Origin of the sequence: Mariprofundus aestuarium, from assembly GCF_002795805.1 — a bacterium.
Lineage (GTDB): Bacteria > Pseudomonadota > Zetaproteobacteria > Mariprofundales > Mariprofundaceae > Mariprofundus > Mariprofundus aestuarium.
In genome coordinates this window covers 382,602-398,606 of record NZ_CP018799.1, presented here as the reverse complement: position 1 = coordinate 398,606, position 16,005 = coordinate 382,602, and the positions used below count along the sequence as shown (strand labels likewise).

General features: G+C 55.1%; 14 protein-coding genes. 4 read left to right on the top strand and 10 right to left on the bottom strand.

The annotated features are described in order from the left end of the window. Positions 1-6 precede the first annotated feature (6 nt). From mraY to mraZ, 7 genes are read right to left on the bottom strand one after another with little or no spacing between them, the layout of a single operon-like run. Positions 7-1,077 (bottom strand): phospho-N-acetylmuramoyl-pentapeptide-transferase, encoded by a 1,071-nt coding sequence (gene mraY / locus Ga0123461_RS02055; RefSeq protein WP_100276816.1) that lies wholly within the window; start codon positions 1,075-1,077, stop codon positions 7-9. Next, positions 1,067-2,440 (bottom strand): UDP-N-acetylmuramoyl-tripeptide--D-alanyl-D-alanine ligase, encoded by a 1,374-nt coding sequence (locus Ga0123461_RS02050; protein WP_100276815.1) that lies wholly within the window; start codon positions 2,438-2,440, stop codon positions 1,067-1,069. The genes mraY and Ga0123461_RS02050 overlap by 11 nt, the downstream gene beginning before the upstream one ends. Next, positions 2,431-3,969, bottom strand: coding sequence for a Mur ligase family protein (locus Ga0123461_RS02045; RefSeq protein WP_100276814.1), 1,539 nt, complete (start codon positions 3,967-3,969; stop codon positions 2,431-2,433). Before Ga0123461_RS02045 ends, Ga0123461_RS02050 begins: the two co-directional genes overlap by 10 nt. After that, complete coding sequence (locus tag Ga0123461_RS02040) at positions 3,962-5,842, bottom strand: penicillin-binding transpeptidase domain-containing protein (RefSeq protein ID WP_100276813.1); 1,881 nt, start codon at positions 5,840-5,842, stop codon at positions 3,962-3,964. The genes Ga0123461_RS02045 and Ga0123461_RS02040 overlap by 8 nt, the downstream gene beginning before the upstream one ends. Further along, a complete protein-coding gene (gene ftsL / locus Ga0123461_RS02035) occupies positions 5,839-6,102 on the bottom strand; it encodes a cell division protein FtsL (protein ID WP_100276812.1) in 264 nt (87 codons plus the stop codon). Before ftsL ends, Ga0123461_RS02040 begins: the two co-directional genes overlap by 4 nt. Then, positions 6,102-7,145 carry a 16S rRNA (cytosine(1402)-N(4))-methyltransferase RsmH gene (gene rsmH, locus Ga0123461_RS02030; RefSeq protein ID WP_232710291.1) on the bottom strand — a complete coding sequence of 348 codons (1,044 nt, stop codon included), beginning with the start codon at positions 7,143-7,145 and terminating at the stop codon, positions 6,102-6,104. Before rsmH ends, ftsL begins: the two co-directional genes overlap by 1 nt. Continuing rightward, positions 7,099-7,530 (bottom strand): division/cell wall cluster transcriptional repressor MraZ, encoded by a 432-nt coding sequence (gene mraZ, locus Ga0123461_RS02025; RefSeq protein ID WP_100276810.1) that lies wholly within the window; start codon positions 7,528-7,530, stop codon positions 7,099-7,101. The genes rsmH and mraZ overlap by 47 nt, the downstream gene beginning before the upstream one ends. A gap of 225 nt (positions 7,531-7,755) precedes the next feature. On the opposite strand from mraZ, the gene Ga0123461_RS02020 reads away from it, so the two are divergent. The 4 genes from Ga0123461_RS02020 (at position 7,756) to Ga0123461_RS02005 (ending at position 12,801) form a co-directional block, all read left to right on the top strand. Beyond that, the gene (locus Ga0123461_RS02020) at positions 7,756-8,202 is read left to right on the top strand and encodes a YcgN family cysteine cluster protein (RefSeq protein WP_100278633.1); all 447 of its coding nucleotides are present in this window, start codon (positions 7,756-7,758) and stop codon (positions 8,200-8,202) included. Continuing rightward, positions 8,189-8,623 (top strand): YchJ family protein, encoded by a 435-nt coding sequence (locus Ga0123461_RS02015; protein WP_100276809.1) that lies wholly within the window; start codon positions 8,189-8,191, stop codon positions 8,621-8,623. Before Ga0123461_RS02020 ends, Ga0123461_RS02015 begins: the two co-directional genes overlap by 14 nt. A 158-nt stretch (positions 8,624-8,781) precedes the next feature. Beyond that, complete coding sequence (locus Ga0123461_RS02010) at positions 8,782-10,809, top strand: YgiQ family radical SAM protein (RefSeq protein ID WP_418288953.1); 2,028 nt, start codon at positions 8,782-8,784, stop codon at positions 10,807-10,809. A 264-nt stretch (positions 10,810-11,073) separates the two neighbouring features. After that, the gene (locus Ga0123461_RS02005) at positions 11,074-12,801 is read left to right on the top strand and encodes an HD domain-containing phosphohydrolase (protein ID WP_198507094.1); all 1,728 of its coding nucleotides are present in this window, start codon (positions 11,074-11,076) and stop codon (positions 12,799-12,801) included. Between the two features lie 102 nt (positions 12,802-12,903). Here Ga0123461_RS02005 and Ga0123461_RS02000 read toward each other — a convergent pair whose 3' ends face one another. The 3 genes from Ga0123461_RS02000 to cheB are packed head-to-tail and all read right to left on the bottom strand — an operon-like array spanning position 12,904 to position 15,965. Next, the gene (locus Ga0123461_RS02000; RefSeq protein WP_232710287.1) at positions 12,904-13,881 is read right to left on the bottom strand and encodes a diguanylate cyclase; all 978 of its coding nucleotides are present in this window, start codon (positions 13,879-13,881) and stop codon (positions 12,904-12,906) included. Continuing rightward, positions 13,881-14,897 carry a GGDEF domain-containing response regulator gene (locus tag Ga0123461_RS01995; protein ID WP_198507093.1) on the bottom strand — a complete coding sequence of 339 codons (1,017 nt, stop codon included), beginning with the start codon at positions 14,895-14,897 and terminating at the stop codon, positions 13,881-13,883. The genes Ga0123461_RS02000 and Ga0123461_RS01995 overlap by 1 nt, the downstream gene beginning before the upstream one ends. A gap of 42 nt (positions 14,898-14,939) precedes the next feature. After that, positions 14,940-15,965: a chemotaxis response regulator protein-glutamate methylesterase gene (gene cheB / locus Ga0123461_RS01990; protein WP_100276805.1), complete on the bottom strand. Its 1,026-nt coding sequence runs from the start codon at positions 15,963-15,965 to the stop codon at positions 14,940-14,942. Positions 15,966-16,005: the final 40 nt, after the last annotated feature.

Below are 16,005 nucleotides of genomic sequence, written 5' to 3'. Positions count from 1 at the left end.
TTGTACTCATCGGATCTTCAAGGTGGATAGCGCCACCAGTGCCAATAGAATCGAAATAATCCAGAAGCGGACAATCACCTTGGGTTCAGGCCAGCCTTTCAGCTCATAGTGATGGTGGATCGGCGCCATTCGGAAGACACGTTTCCCAGTCAACTTGAAGCTGGCCACCTGTACCATTACTGATACTGCCTCCAAGACGAACAGCCCACCCGCAATCGCCAGCAAAAACTGCTGGTGCACCGCACAAGCCACAAAGCCGAGCGCACCGCCCAGTGCAAGCGCTCCAACGTCACCCATAAACACCTGTGCAGGGTAGGTGTTGAACCAGAGGAATCCGAGGCATGCCCCGACCAGGGCACCGCAGAATACCGCCAACTCACCGGAGCCCGGAACAAAGGGGATCATCAGGTAGGCAGCAAACTTGGCATGACCAGCCAGATAGACCACAACAGCCAGGGAACTAGCCACCATAAAGGTCGGCGCCACAGCTAGCCCATCCAGCCCATCAGTGAGATTCACCGCATTGGAGGTGCCTACGAGCACGAACAGTACAAAAATAACATAGAACCAGCCCATATCCCACTGCATGTTAAAGAAGGGGATATCGACAATAGGGTCGGTCATGATCATCAAGCCGCCAGCTGCGATGCCGCCGAACAGACACTGCAGCAACAGCTTCCAGCGCCCGGCAAGTCCTTTCGGGTTGCGGCGCATAATCTTCAGATAGTCATCCAGCCAGCCAATCAGTCCATAACCGAGTGTCACCAGCAGCGCCAGCCAGATGAAGCCATTGGTAAGGTCAGCCCACAACAGAGTGGCAATCGTCATAACCAGAAGGATGAGAAGGCCGCCCATGGTCGGCGTCCCCTGCTTAACCAGATGAGTCTGCGGTCCATCACTGCGAATCGGCTGCCCCTGACCCTGCTTCACCCTCAGTCGATTGATAAACCACGGCCCGATAATCCAGCAGAGCACCAGCGAGGTCACCAGCGCGTAGACAGTCCGGAAGGTGATATACTGGAAGAGGTTGAACAGGGATACCTGATCGGCCAATGGGTAGAGCAGATTATAAAGCATGGGCCATCTCCTCTCTGCAGAGCAGGCGTACAATCGATTCCAGTGCCATTGAGCGTGATGCCTTGACCAGCACGGTATCACCGGCTTCAAACGACTCATCCGATAATCCGGCAACTGCCTCATCCGTCGAAGCGAACCAGCGAACCTCAGGATATCTTGCCGCCAGCGCCTGCATGCGCTTGCCAATCAGGTAAACGCGATCAAGCCCCTGAATGTCGATGCTGCCATGCGCCTTCTCGGAGCCTTCACCCAGTTCGCCCATGTCACCCAGAATCGCAATCCTGCCGCCATCAAGTGCGCGCAGCGTATCGATTGCAGCCTGCATTGAAACAGGATTGGCGTTGTAGCAATCGTCCAGTACAAGGCAGCCATTCAAACCTTCACACTGCTGCATCCGCCCCGCTGGCGGCTGCCAACTGGAGATGGCAGCCACTACTTCAGTAAGACCTGCCTTCCTGTCACGACCATTGAGATAACGCAGTATAATCGATGCGGCAAAGGCGATGTTGGCAGCCCAGTGAGCGGCAGGCAGCGCCAGCGCCATTGAGGCTTCCTCTTCTCTCCACCGCATCAGCAACTCTCGCCCTACGAGTTGCCAGCTGACCGAATCCTTCTCTTCATCAGCATCGAGAGTTAGTGCCTGCTCAGGCAGAGAAATATGATTTGCACGCAAAAGATCCGCTACGCCTTCGCCCAGCCCGCTCCAGCCATTTCCGCTCAGATGCTCGAGAAGCAGTGCCTTCTCCCTGACCACCCCGGCCAGGCCGCCGAGCCCTTCCGCGTGCGCGGCAGTCATACCTGTAAGGATAGCTATATCCGGCTGCACCATGGCAGCCAGACGTGCCATCTCTCCTGTCTCGCTGATACCACATTCAATCACGGCAATCTCAGCATCCTCAGGCACGGCCAGTAATGTCTGGGGTACACCGATCAGGTTGTTCAGGTTGGCACGAGTCGCAGAGACATTAAGTCCCAAAGCGGCGAAACCTGTTTCCAGAATTGTACGCAGGCTGGTTTTACCATATGAACCGGTGATTGCGATGACTGTTGTATGCTCAAGGCGCATCCGCCAGGCGTGCGCGATATCACCGAGCGCCTGCAGGGTATCATCCACCTCAAGCTTGCTGGTATCAATGCCGGACCAGAGCGACACCCCTTCCCGGTCGCCGATCAACGCCAGCGCCCGGTCAGCCACTGGTGCAGCAAAGGTGTGGCCATCGAAATTCGGGCCGCGCAGGGCAAGGAATACCTGACCCGTCTTGAAGTCGCGCGTATCCGTTGCGATGGCGGTAATAACTTCGGGAGTAGCACCGTGCCAGCTGCCACCGGTAGCATTCATGATATCGGCTCCGCTCATGCGCATATATCTTCACCTTCGGAAACCAAGCCCGTTCCACTGTTTTTTCTGCGCAGATATTTCTCGGCTGCCTCGGCATCGCTCCATGGCATGCGCCTGCCGCACACCTCCATGTAGGCCTCATGCCCTTTACCGGCAATCACCAGGATATCTCCTTCCGCAAGCGCAGCGACCGCCTCGCCAATCGCCTTGTCGCGGTCCAGCTGCAGGTGCACCTCAGCCCGATAGGGCTTCTGCATGCCAAACTCGATCTCCGATGCGATAACGGCAGGCAGCTCTCCGCGCGGATTGTCGGATGTAATCCACACCGCATCGGCAAACTCGACTGCGATCTCACCCATTTGCGGTCGCTTTTCGCGGTCGCGTTCACCGCCGCATCCGAATGCGACAATCAGCCGATTGCGGGCCAGCTTACGGGCCGCCCTCAGACAGCGCTCCAGTGCCTCAGGGGTATGAGCATAATCGATAAACACCTGGCCATAACCGGCCAGCACATCCTGCATGCGTCCTGGAGGTGCGGTTATGCCTGAGAGAAGTTCAGGCAGCTCTTGCAGTCCGATGTCCTGTGACACCATCAATATCAGTGCAACGCAAGCAACATTCTCAGCATGGAAATCACCGAGCGGGATGTCTTCGATCACCACCTCTTCTCCACGACTGCGCAACCGCAGCATGCCTGGCAACTCCTGTTCCCAGCCCATATCCACATCATCACGGGAGAGTCCATGCCCATACCAACGTGAAGAGGCAGGGGCCCTTTCACGGATATCGGCATGGTCGGCATTGGCAATCACATTACCGCCATGGCTGCCACAGTCACAAACAAATCCAGCCTTGATTGCCAGATAGGGTCCATAACCACCGTGATCCTGCAGGTGGTCGTGCCCCATGCTGGTCCAGATTGCGGTCCTGAAATCGAGACCTGCAATACGTGACTGTGCGATGCCGTGGGATGAGATTTCACTCACAACTGAATGCACATGTTCCCGACAGGCTTCAGCGAGCATTGCATGCATCGTCAATAGCGATGGCGTGGTATTGCCGATGTCACGAATATCATCGGAACTGCGCATCAGGCCCAGCGTGCCTGTGCTCCACACCGGCTGCTGCTGATAGCGGGAAAGTGCCTCACGCAGCATCCAGGTCACGCTGGTTTTACCATCGGTTCCGGTGATGCCATAAAGGTGTGCGCCTGCCTGCTCGGTTTTGAACATACGGCGAAGCAATGTTCCCGCCTGACCCATGGAGTCGAGATGAAGGCTAGGAAGTTGTGTGTCGACTGGTATGCCAACACTGATGATCGCAGTCGCCCCGAGCTCTCTCGCACTCTCTGCAAATTCGCTGGCCCGGCCCTCCGCACGCGGCAGGCAGAGCATGGCATAACCCGGCTTGGCATGGCGCGAGTCGTCACAGATGCCCATGATGAGCACATCATCGGCCCCATCCATATCAAGGTGACCAAGCCCCTCGGCAAGCTCGCAAAGAGAGAATCCGTGCGCCAGTTCGGCGGCATGCGCTTGCAGGTGGCTACTCATTCAGCCACACCTCAAGCTCCTCACCGCTATTCAGGGAAGCCACGTTCGCTGGCTTCTGGCGGGTCACCCAGCCTGAGCCACGCACATGCAGGCGAAGTCCGCGTGATGCAGCAAAGCGGCGCACCTCACGCATCGACATGCCGTAAGTGCTATCGGCAGCAAAGACAGGCGCCTCGGTGGCAATCTCCATCGCCTGCCACTGCCCCTGATTTGTAATCTGCGCAGGAACGCCGAGATAAGGCAGTGCGCTCTCTGCAATATGGCGGAATACAGGTGCAGCAACCTGCCCACCGTACATGCTCTTCTGCGGCTCATCGATCACCACAACAATCACCAGCTGCGGGTCGTCCACTGGTGCCACACCTGCAAACACAGCCGTATATTTCCCCTTGCTGTAGCGCCCTCTGGCGTCCGGCTTCTGTGCCGTGCCTGTTTTACCAGCCACGCGATAACCTACCGGCACTGCTTTAGAGCCTGTACCATCTTCACTGGTCGCATATTCCAGCATGCTCATGACCTGGCGGGCAATCGATGCATCCATCACCCTGCGGCCTGCGTTTTGAGGTGCATCTATGCCGCCTTCAACCAGCATTGGCGCGACATACAGACCCTCATTCGCTAAAACGGAAAAGGCCGCTGCAAGTTGCAACGGCGTGACAGCGATACCTTGTCCAAAGGCGATGTTGGCCGTTTCAACAGGCCCCCACCGATCTGGGGAGAGCACAATGCCAGGCGATTCCCCGCCCAGCCCCATATGACTTCGCTGCCCAAATCCCGCTTTTGTTAACATATCGTGGAGTGGATCAGCGCCTATATCGAGCGCCATTTTGGCCACTCCGATATTACTTGATTTGACCAAGATGCCGGTAACATCCAGCCACCCCTCGGGATGGTCGTCGTGAATGGTGTAGTCAGCAACCTGCATCGCCCCTTTCTCGCAGTAAACAATCGAGTCGGGCTGCCATTTTCCTGAAGCCAGTGCTGCCGCCACTGAAAATGGTTTCATTGTCGAGCCCGGTTCAAAGACATCAGTAACCGCACGGTTACGCCACTGCCCAGGTTTATATTGACGGTAATTGTTCGGGTTATAACCTGGCCAGTTGACCATCGCCAGAATCGCCCCGTCTTTGGGTCTCATCACAACGACGGACCCACCCTTTGCCTTCTGGCTGCGCACCCCTTCAGCCAGTGCTGCATAGGCAATACTCTGAATCGAAGCATCGGTAGTCAGCTTGATCGATTTTCCCGCTGTTGCCTCACGCAACCAGACACCATCCGGCAGCGAGTGGCCACGCGCATCGCGGCGCACCTGGCGAATGCCGGCCTCGCCTGTCAGCGCTGCATTCCAGCTGCGCTCAACGCCCTCCAGACCTTTGCCATCAATGCCGACAAAACCGAGCAGATGGCCGGTCTCCGGACCCATCGGATGATAACGCCGCCACTCCGTCTCCATACGCACGCCAGGGATATTCAGTGCCATAACCTTCCTGGCGATAGAGGGTGGAACCTGGCGCGCCAACCAGACAAATCCATGACGTTTGTTCAGCTTACGGTCTACTTTCTCAGAAGGAAGACCCAGTGCTCTGGCCAGCTCATTTACGCGCCCTGCCGGCACCTCATCGGCCATGGCCGCAATAGATGGAATCTCAACACTCTCGGCAAGCGTGCGCCCTTTGCTATCCAAGATCGGCCCACGCGGTGCAACAGCCGTGAACTGGCGATAACGCTGCTTCTCTGCCAGAGAGGTCAGGTAATCAGCCTGCAGCCACTGCAGATCGACAGCACGAACCAGCAGCATCACCAGCCCCAGAGCCAGCAGGCCTGCAACCGCTTCGATGCGGCGGCGAACGAACACCTGTTGCTTGTCGCTCACGGATGCACCACCTGTTCAGGGCGGGGCGGCGCCATGCCCAGCTTCTGTTGCGCCAGCTTACGCAAGCGCTCAGGACGGGTCATGCTGGCAAGTTCAAGCCTGAGCTTGCTGGACTCGCCCTGTACAATCTGCTTCTCGGCACTCAACGCCTGCGTCTCCAGCGACAATTCATAACGCAGATGGGAGAGCCATATCTGGCCAGCGGCCAGTAGCCCAGCCAGGACCGGCACCAGCAACCACGGTTTCAGAAAGGAGGCCATTAGAGGGAACCTCCACTGTAGCCTGCCAGCTTTCTACCTTCGGCCTCGGATATGCGCTCGGCAATACGCATCAGCGATGAGCGGCTGCGCGGGTTAATGGCAACCTCCGCATCACTGGGACGAACAGGCTTCTTCTGCAACCAGCGCATGGAAGGGATCTTGCCACATACGCACATAGGCATCTGTGGCGGACATTTGCACGGGTGTACCTGCGCCTCAATCAGGTCGCGAATGCGGCGGTCTTCGCCGGAGTGAAATGAGATCACTGCCAGTCTTCCGCCGGGCTTCAGGTGCTCCATGGCCGCGTTTACGCCGACATCGATCTGATCCATCTCTTCATTCACCCAGATGCGCAGCGCCTGAAAGGTGCGCGTAGCAGGGTGTGCGCCGCCATGACGCGCCTGTTTTGGCGTGGCGTGGAAGCAGGCATTCTCCAGATCGGAGGTTGAATTCAACTTCCCCTCATGTTTTGCATTAAGGATGGATTTGGCAATGCGGCGGGAGTAACGCTCATCACCGAAACGATAAATGATGTCGGCCAGTTCGCGTTCGGAAACACGCTCCAGCATTTGCGACAATGGCTGTCCTGAGGATGAATCCATGCGCATATCCAGCGGACCATTCTTTTGAAATGAAAACCCGCGCTCAGCATTGTCCACCTGCGGCGATGAGACGCCGAGATCGAAGCCAACGCCTGTCACCTGATGCCACCCCTTTTCGTCAAGGGCTTCGCCAAGGCGGGCAAAATCTGCGTGCACAATTGAGAAGCGGCCATCTTCTTCAGCAAGTCTCTCCCCCTCGGCAATAGCTTCAGGGTCGCGATCGATGGCAAGCAGCCGCCCATTTTCGGAAAGCTTCGCAAGCAACTCGCGACTGTGCCCTCCGCGCCCGAAGGTGCAGTCCACATAATACCCGTCGGGGTCGGTGAACAGCGCATCAATGAAGGCGTCGCGCAGGACAGGAATGTGTTCGGCATAGCTTTTATCGCCGCCCACATCAGAGGCCGAGCTCGAAATTCTGGGCGAGCGCCAAATCAGCTTCAAGCTGTCTGTCCCAGCTGCCCTTGTCCCAAATTTCGAAAGTCTCACCCGCACCCGCAAACTGAACAGCACGGTCAAGAGAGGCATATTCACGCAGGGCCGCAGAAAGAAGCACGCGCCCCTGACGGTCTGGAGAAAACTCCTGTGCGGAACTGATTACGATGCGCTTATAGGCGCGCAGTGCTTCGCTAGAAGGAGTGGCGTTGATACGGGTCTGAAGTCGCTTCCACTCACGTATCGGATATGCGACCAGGCAGCGTGAGTGCGGCGTACGGGTAATGATAATCGACTCTTCGGCATGACAGCTCTTCAGCGCATCACGGAAAGCGGCAGGGATGCTTACGCGCCCTTTGTCGTCCATATTGTTGCTGAACTCGCCCTGAAACATACGTTTCGTTCCTCGCCCTTACCCTTGAAATCAACCTTTACCCACAAATCCCCACCAAATGCCAATCTTGGCCACCATTCCACCCTTGTCAACCCCCTCCAAAGCAGAATGAATGGACAGTGAATCATTGCGGCACAGCCATCACTGCTGTTTCCCCAATGAACATAAGGAGTGTTTATCAGTGGGAGAATGTGGGTAGTGTTGGCACCAAAAGGTGGAAGCGTGATGTTCTGGAAAGAAAAAGCACTGGCAGAGATGTCTGATGATGAGTGGGAAAGTCTCTGCGACGGCTGTGGCCGCTGCTGTGTGTGGAAATTTGAGGATGAAGATAGCGGAGAAATCCTCTACACCGACATCCGCTGCCACCTGTTTAATGATGCAACCTGTCGCTGCACTGACTACCCGCAACGCACAGCTATCGTCCCCGACTGCATGGATATCCGCAAACTCTCAGACGCACAGTATGCATGGTTGCCTGAGAGCTGTGCCTATCGCCGGCTTCATGAAGGTAAACCGCTATTCGACTGGCACCCCCTGATTTCAGACAGCAAGGACTCCGTACACAAGGCTGGAATTTCACTGCAGAAGAAAACTGTAAACGGCGAAAACTTCACTGAGGAAGATATTGTGCGCCACATTATCGATCCGGATGACACTGATGGGGACAGATAAAACCTGCCCCTGCGGCAGCGGAAGGTCGTTCGCCAGCTGCTGCGAGCCGACCATTCTAGGGGCAGTTGCAGTGACCCCCGAAGCATTGATGCGCTCGCGCTACTCGGCCTATGTGCTGGGCTACTGGGACTACCTGCATGAGAGCTGGCATCCAAAGACACGTCCATCGCGCGTTTCACCAACCAGCACCGACTGGCTGGGGCTTACTATCGTTAAAACCACCTCCAGCACTGTTGAGTTCATCGCCGGGTTCCGCGAAGACTCGAAGGTCATGGTGCTGCACGAAACCAGCCGTTTCGAACAGGTTGACGGCAACTGGCGTTACCTCGACGGGGATTGTGATGTCAGCGAAGCCGGCCGCAATAGCTCCTGCCCCTGCGGCAGCGGAGTGAAAACCAAGCGCTGCTGCGGCAGACCTTAACGACACACTTCTGCCATACCCTCACATTTCCGATATAAGCATCAATCCCGTTTGGCTGTTAGGCTGCGCCCATGGTACACCTCACCGCCCCCAAACCTCGCCCCCTGAGCAGCTGGCCGAAATGCCGCCCTGATCTATCTCCCCCCTCGCATCTGCCAATGACAATGGCTGAGTTGGAACAGCTTGGCTGGGATAGCTGCGATATCATTATTGTTACTGGTGACGCCTATATCGACCACCCCAGCTTCGGCATGGCTGTCATTGGCCGCGTGCTCGAAGCGCAGGGATTCCGGGTTGGCATTATCTCACAACCCGACTGGAAGTCTGCGGACGCTTTCCGAACCCTCGGAAAACCCAATCTCTTTTTTGGTGTTACCGCAGGAAATATGGACTCGATGGTCAACCACTACACCTCCGAACGGCGCATCCGATCCGATGATGCCTATACGCCAGGCGGCATTGCAGGCAAACGCCCGGACCGCGCAGTTACGGTTTATGCACAACGATGTCGCGAGGCATTTAAAGGGGTACCGGTAATTATCGGTAGCATCGAAGCATCACTGCGGCGTATTGCCCACTACGACTACTGGTCCGATACAGTACGCCGTTCGGTACTTCCCGACTCCAAAGCTGACCTGCTGGTTTACGGTAATGGAGAGCGCCAGATTATTGAGATCGCCCACAGAGTGGCTGCTGGTGAGTCAATCAGGGAACTCTCCGACATCCGCGGAACGGCAACTATGTGCCGCGAAATCCCATCAGGCTGGACGGAGCTTGACTCAACCGAAGTGGATACCCCGGGCGCTCTGATCGAACACCCTGACCCATATGCAATGAAAGGCGCTCAGGACACATCGACGTGTGCGACAACAGCGGGCGAGAAGAAGACTGAAACCACCATCCCCCTTTCCCATATCAGATTGAACAGAGCGAAAACTGTCATTCGACTCCCCTCCTATGAGGCGGTAAAAGGCGATCCCGTCCTCTATGCCCACGCTTCACGCCTGATGCACCTGGAGACCAACCCCGGCAATGCAAGGGCACTGGTACAGCGGCATGGCGAGCGCGATGTCTGGATCAATCCTCCTCCCATCCCGCTGGCAACAGATGAGATCGACTCCGTATTCGACCTTCCCTATTCACGCCTGCCACACCCATCTTACGGTAATGCACATATCCCGGCCAATGAGATGATCAAGTACTCGGTGAACATCATGCGTGGCTGTTTTGGCGGCTGCACCTTCTGCTCCATTACCGAACATGAAGGTCGTATCATCCAGAGTCGCTCGGAGGGCTCAATTCTCAGAGAGATCGAAAATATCCGCGATAAAACACCGGGATTTGCAGGCACGATATCCGACCTCGGAGGACCTACTGCGAACATGTACAGACTGGCCTGCAGCTCTCGCGAGATTGAAGCTGCCTGCCGCAAACCATCGTGCGTATTTCCCGGCATCTGTAAAAACCTGAACACCGACCATGCGCCATTGATTAAGCTGTATCGCAAGGCGCGCTCGCTTCACGGCATCAAACGCATCTTTATCGCTTCAGGACTGCGCTATGACCTGGCGGTGGAGTCACCGGAATATATCGAGGAACTGGTAACCCACCATGTCGGCGGCTATCTAAAAATCGCGCCCGAGCACACCGAAGATGGCCCTCTAAATAAAATGATGAAACCCGGTATCGGTAGCTTTGATCGCTTCCAAAAATTATTTGAGCGCTACTCGAAGAAGGCGGGCAAAAAGCAGTTCCTCATCCCCTACTTTATTGCAGCCCATCCCGGAACAACCGATGAGGACATGCTCAACCTGGCTCTATGGCTGAAGCGCAACAGCTTCAGGCCCGACCAGGTACAGGCCTTCCTGCCATCGCCAATGTCTACGGCAAGTGCAATGTATCATTCCGGCCGTAACCCGCTGCGTAAGATCGGCAGGGGATCAGAACGGGTATTCAGCCCCAGGCGGAAAAAACAGCGCGACCTACATAAGGCATTCCTCAGGTATCACGACCCGGTCAACTGGCCGCTGCTTCGCGACACTCTTAAGAAGATGGGCCGCAGCGACCTGATCGGCAACGGCCCGGATCAACTGATTCCTGACTCATCAATGGGCAGGCCGGGCCACGGGAGAAAATCGCCCTCAAGCCCTCGACGCCATCAAAGAAGAGGCCCTGCAAAACGGTAAAACCTGCTCCTCTGGTCCTGAACAGAGGAGCAGGACAGTGCAGACACCGATGCACACCTTATACCTCATCCTTCACTTTTTTGATGGCTTGATATCGCCCTTTTTCCATTCATTCCCTCTCAACAGACCGGACAACTATAGCTCTCTTTTGCTGGCAGCACGGTCATAAGTTTAACCTGCTATAATAACGATACGGCACTCCGCCCAGATGCTGCCATGCTTTGCTGCAAATGCGTGAGCAGAGCTCAGGAACAGAGGAGAATAATGAGGCCATTTCGAACATTAGACCGACTGGGTTTCTACAAAGCCATTGTCATCGTCACCTCGGCTTACTGGGGAGCCGAAACCCTCATTCACCGATATATTCAACAGGATACGTGGCAGGAAGCACTCCTCCCCTCAGATCTCGACAGCCTGCTCATGCGCCTCTCCACGCTCTTCCTAATCGGCATATTCGCCTACTACGGCCAGCGCACCATCGCCCGACTGAGGCGGGCGATGGGCGTCAAACAGTGGCGCAACCATCGCGAAGAGTTGATCCTCAACTCTACCGCTGAAGGGGTATTCGGCATCGACCTCAAAGGCAGGCACACCTTTGTAAATCCTGCTGCAACGGAAATGCTCGGCTACTCTGGTGACGAACTGATCGGCCGCGATAGCCATATCACCTGGCACCACTCACATCCGGATGGCTCCCACTATGATGAACGTGACTGCCCGTTCTATCAGGGCCAGCAGAGTGCGCGACCTCATCGGGGCGAGGACTATTTCTGGAGACATGACAGTACAGGGTTCCCTGTTCGCTACACCAGCACCCCGATCTACAGCAGGGAGAAGCGACTGACCGGATCGGTTATTACCTTCTCGGATATCACCGAGAAAAAAAGGCAGGAGCAGCTACTTAGGGCCAACAAAGAGATCACCGAGGCATTCCTGAAATACCGTGGTGCAGACATCTACGACAAGGTACTGGTTGTTATCCTGCGTATGATGAACAGTAAATCTGGCGCATTCGGTTATATCGACGAAGCTGGGGATCTTGTCGTCCCCAGCATGACTCACGGACTCTGGGTGGGATATCAACTGCGCGGCAACACCCACGTATTCCCAAAAGAGGAGTGGCGTAATCACGCCTGGGCAGCCGCCATCAGGGAGAAGAAGGAGAGCTTCAGCAACAACCCCTCCAGCAAAGAGGCGGAAGGGGTGTTCCCCATCAGCCGACACGCCACCATGCCGATTGTCTACCAGGAGAAGGTGATCGGTCTGATACAGGTCGCCAACAAAGAGGGCGACTACCGGGAAAGCCACATTGAAATGCTACAGAGCATTGCCGATCACACAGCACCGATCCTCTATGGCATACAAGACCGGGACCGCAAGCAGAAGCAGCTTGAGGATTCGCTTGTCAAACAGGCAGTGCTTCTCGAAGACACAGTCGTGGCGATCTCTAAAGCCGTGGAGGCCCGCGACCCCTATACGGCAGGCCACCAGCGCCGGGTAGCCGACATCAGTGTCGCCATCGCTGAATCCATGGGGCTGGAAGATGAGCAGATCAGGAATATCCGGCTTGGAGCAATGATTCACGACATTGGAAAAATCCAGACGCCAGCAGAGATACTCAACAAACCCACCAGGCTCACTGAACAGGAGTTTGCCCTGATCCAGTGCCACTCCCAGGTGGGCTACGAGATATTGAGCAAGTCGAAGGTGCCGGAGACAATTCTGGATATCATCCACCACCATCATGAGCGCATGGACGGTTCGGGCTATCCGGATGGATTGATAGCGAGCCAGATCAGCCTGGAAGCAAAAATAATTTCCGTCGCCGATGTTTTTGAGGCGATGTCATCCCATCGCCCATACAGGCCCGCTAAAGGCGTGGAAAAGGCGCTTGAAGAGCTAAAACAGAACAAAAACCTGCTTTACGATGAACTCGTGGTCGACACACTGATTGCACTGGTTGACGACGATCACCCCTGCTGTGACAGCTAACATGGAGTGATTAGAAAGCCATTACAACACATGCGGGCCAAGCCTTCACTCCAGATTGTTTACTCCACGGTCACCATAGTCATTGCCAAGCCACCCCCCCCCTTAATTCACCCCAGCTATACGGTTGCGACCTGACTCTTTGGCCTCATAAAGCCCCTGATCGGCGAGCTTGATCAGTAATTCCACCTGCGAATCTTCTGCTTCAGGAGCCGGCATCATCTGGGCAACACCAAGACTTACCGTAACGACACTCTCCACAGATGAATACTCATGCGGTATCTGCAGATTAAAGACAGCTTGGCGGATTTTTTCAGCAACATGAAGCATACCTTCGCGACTGGTATCCGGCAGGATCGCGACAAACTCTTCACCGCCATATCGGGCAACCATATCTGCAGGCCGACTGATTGAAGACTGCAGAGCCTCAGCCACCTGTACCAGGCACTCATCGCCAGCCTGATGGCCGTAATTATCGTTAAACTGCTTAAAGTGATCCACATCCAGCATCACCACTGCGAGTGACGACTTTTCACGCCTGGCACGCTTGAATTCTCCGAGCAGCGTCATGTCGAAATGGCGGCGGTTGTTAATCTTAGTGAGCCCATCAGTAAGCGAGATTCGCTTTAACTCCTCTACAGCAGCATTTCGTTCCAACAGCGTTTTATGGGTTTTGGCATGGTAACGCAGGCGGGCCAGCATTTCGATCTGGTCCGGCAGCTTAACCAGATAATCGTTGGCGCCACAATGAAAGGCTTCAGCTTTGGTTTTGGCCTCCTCCTTGGAGGAGAGCACGACAACCGGAATCTCGGTTGTCGCCGCATTGGCACGGTAGAATTTCACAAGCATCAGGCCATCCACATCAGGCATGATTAGATCCTGCAGGATGACATCAGGTTTGACCTCACTCGCCATCTGCAAGGCTTTTGCACCTTCTCCACAATAGTGCAACTCAATATCATTGGCAGCTGAGAGCATGCGACGTACGGCTTCAAATATAATGGCCTGATCATCCACCAGCAGCACCCGGAAAGGTGCCTTGGCTGGCACACCTATACCCGCATTTATCTTCTGGTCTGCCACTATTTCGCCATCCTGATCTGATTGCGGCCACCTTTCTTGGCAACATACAGCGCCTCATCTGCGTCATGTAACAGACGATCCGGTCGCCCTGACTTGTCTGCGACAGAGGTGGCAACCCCAAGGCTGATGGTGATATGGTCTGATACAGATGAACCGGGATGCGGCACCCTCAACGCCTCCACCTCGGACGCCATCTTCTCAGCAATGCTTTTTGCCCCTTCGGCACCCGTGCCCGGCAGAAGAACCACAAACTCCTCTCCCCCGTAGCGGGCAACAAGATCGGCAGGTCGCTTCAAAATATTAGACAACACATTTGCCACTGCCGCAAGGCACTTATCTCCAGCTGGATGACCCAGCGCATCGTTATATTTTTTGAACTCGTCAATATCTATCATGATAATGGAAACAGGTGTTTTGTCGCGCCCAGAGCGACTCCATTCACCACTGAACATCTGATCAAAATGATAGCGATTGGGAATATTGGTCAGGCTGTCATGTGTGGAGAGATGCATCAGCTTCAGGTTCATGCTCTCCATCTGCCTCTGGCTTTCCTGAAGAGAGCGGTATGCCTCATCCCGCTGGCGTTTGTGAATATACCATTGTGAGTGATAGCGAATCCGGGCGAGCAGCTCAACTCTATCCGGAAGCTTAACCACATAATCATTAGCGCCCCGAGCAAAAGCCTCTGCTTTGACATTGGGGTCCTCTCTGGCAGAAAGCACAACAATTGGGATCTCTTTGCATTCAGGATGACTGCGGTACTGGCTCACCAAATCAAGCCCATCCACCTGCGGCATGATCAAATCCTGAAGAATTAGCGTCGGATGAATTGCGGCAACCATATTCAACGCCTCTTCGGCATCTAAACAGTAATGAAAATCGATATCATCCTCACCATCAAGCATGCGACGAATGGTCTCGGCAATCATTGGTTGATCATCAACCAGCAACACCATAATAGAGTGCGGCGCAAACGTTCTATCAGCTCCAGTTTTTTCGATATTACTGTAGGTCATAGCTCTCTCCAAATATGCAGCCATAGCCGCGCAACTTCCTGTTCATAGCTTCTTGGTCATGCGAATCAGCTCAGGGCCAATATTCTCTAATGAGAGAATTTTGCTGGCTGCACCAATCATAGCGGCAGCCTTGGGCATGCCATAAATAGCGGAACTTCCCTCATCCTGAGCAATGGTCTGCCAGCCATTCTCACGCATACTTTTCAAGCCTTGCGCCCCATCGCGCCCCATACCGGTCAACAAAACGCCTATCGCACCGCCCCTCCAGTTCCGGGTAAGGCTGGAAAAGAAGGCATCCACAGATGGCCGATAGTGGCAGCTCACTGGCTCAGGAGTGTAGTGCAACTTTTGATAATGATTCAACACTAGGTGCTCATTGGTCGCAGCAAACAAGACCTCCCCAGCCTTGGGACGCTCCCCTTCCCGCACCAGATGGACTGGCAGGTTGATCTGACTATTCATCCATTCAGCCATGCCGGGAGCAAACTCTTCATCCACATGAACGACGACAACCAGAGCCGCCGGAAATGATGCCGGCAAAGACTTGAGCACTTCAACCACGGCAGCCGGCCCCCCCGTTGAGGCACCGATACCAATTAATAGCGCCTCCGATACCTCTTCAGCCTTGTTGCTGACAGCCGATTCTCTACTGTTAATATTGCTCTCAGCAGCCGTCTCACCATTACCAACAATTCGACTGATGTTGTATATTTTTTTCTGAAAAGGAGCGAACTCCTCCTCTATAGAGGCTACCGGCGTTTTGACCACATCAATAGCACCTGCAGAGAGCGCCTCAAAGGCCAGCGCCTGGTTAGCTTCAACCGATGCTGTGACCACCATGATTGCACATGGGGTTTCCTGCATGATTCGACGCGTTGTTTCCACGCCGTTGATGCCGGGCATGATCAAATCCATCAATATCAGGTCCGGCCTGTCCTTGCTGCATTTCAATATCGCCGCTTCGCCGTCCAAAGCGAACCAGGCAACCTCATGCTCGGGCATTTTGGATATGATTCGCCGTAACAGCTCCAAGGCCATGGGCATATCATTTACGATGCCAATTCTCATAGGCTTCCCTCACGCTTCAGGCATTTAATCCTGCAAAACA

What these genes read in the sequence shown, in the direction of transcription:
- Ga0123461_RS02045 (WP_100276814.1), bottom strand. Translation starts at nt 3,969, where the DNA reads ATGAGTAGCCACCTGCAAGCGCATGCCGCCGAACTGGCGCACGGATTC.
- mraZ (WP_100276810.1), bottom strand. Translation starts at nt 7,530, where the DNA reads ATGTTTCAGGGCGAGTTCAGCAACAATATGGACGACAAAGGGCGCGTA.
- Ga0123461_RS02015 (WP_100276809.1), top strand. Translation starts at nt 8,189, where the DNA reads ATGGGGACAGATAAAACCTGCCCCTGCGGCAGCGGAAGGTCGTTCGCC.
- Ga0123461_RS02010 (WP_418288953.1), top strand. Translation starts at nt 8,782, where the DNA reads ATGACAATGGCTGAGTTGGAACAGCTTGGCTGGGATAGCTGCGATATC.
- mraY (WP_100276816.1), bottom strand. Translation starts at nt 1,077, where the DNA reads ATGCTTTATAATCTGCTCTACCCATTGGCCGATCAGGTATCCCTGTTC.
- Ga0123461_RS02050 (WP_100276815.1), bottom strand. Translation starts at nt 2,440, where the DNA reads ATGCGCATGAGCGGAGCCGATATCATGAATGCTACCGGTGGCAGCTGG.
- ftsL (WP_100276812.1), bottom strand. Translation starts at nt 6,102, where the DNA reads ATGGCCTCCTTTCTGAAACCGTGGTTGCTGGTGCCGGTCCTGGCTGGG.
- Ga0123461_RS01995 (WP_198507093.1), bottom strand. Translation starts at nt 14,897, where the DNA reads ATGACCTACAGTAATATCGAAAAAACTGGAGCTGATAGAACGTTTGCG.
- Ga0123461_RS02005 (WP_198507094.1), top strand. Translation starts at nt 11,074, where the DNA reads ATGAGGCCATTTCGAACATTAGACCGACTGGGTTTCTACAAAGCCATT.
- Ga0123461_RS02020 (WP_100278633.1), top strand. Translation starts at nt 7,756, where the DNA reads ATGTTCTGGAAAGAAAAAGCACTGGCAGAGATGTCTGATGATGAGTGG.
- cheB (WP_100276805.1), bottom strand. Translation starts at nt 15,965, where the DNA reads ATGAGAATTGGCATCGTAAATGATATGCCCATGGCCTTGGAGCTGTTA.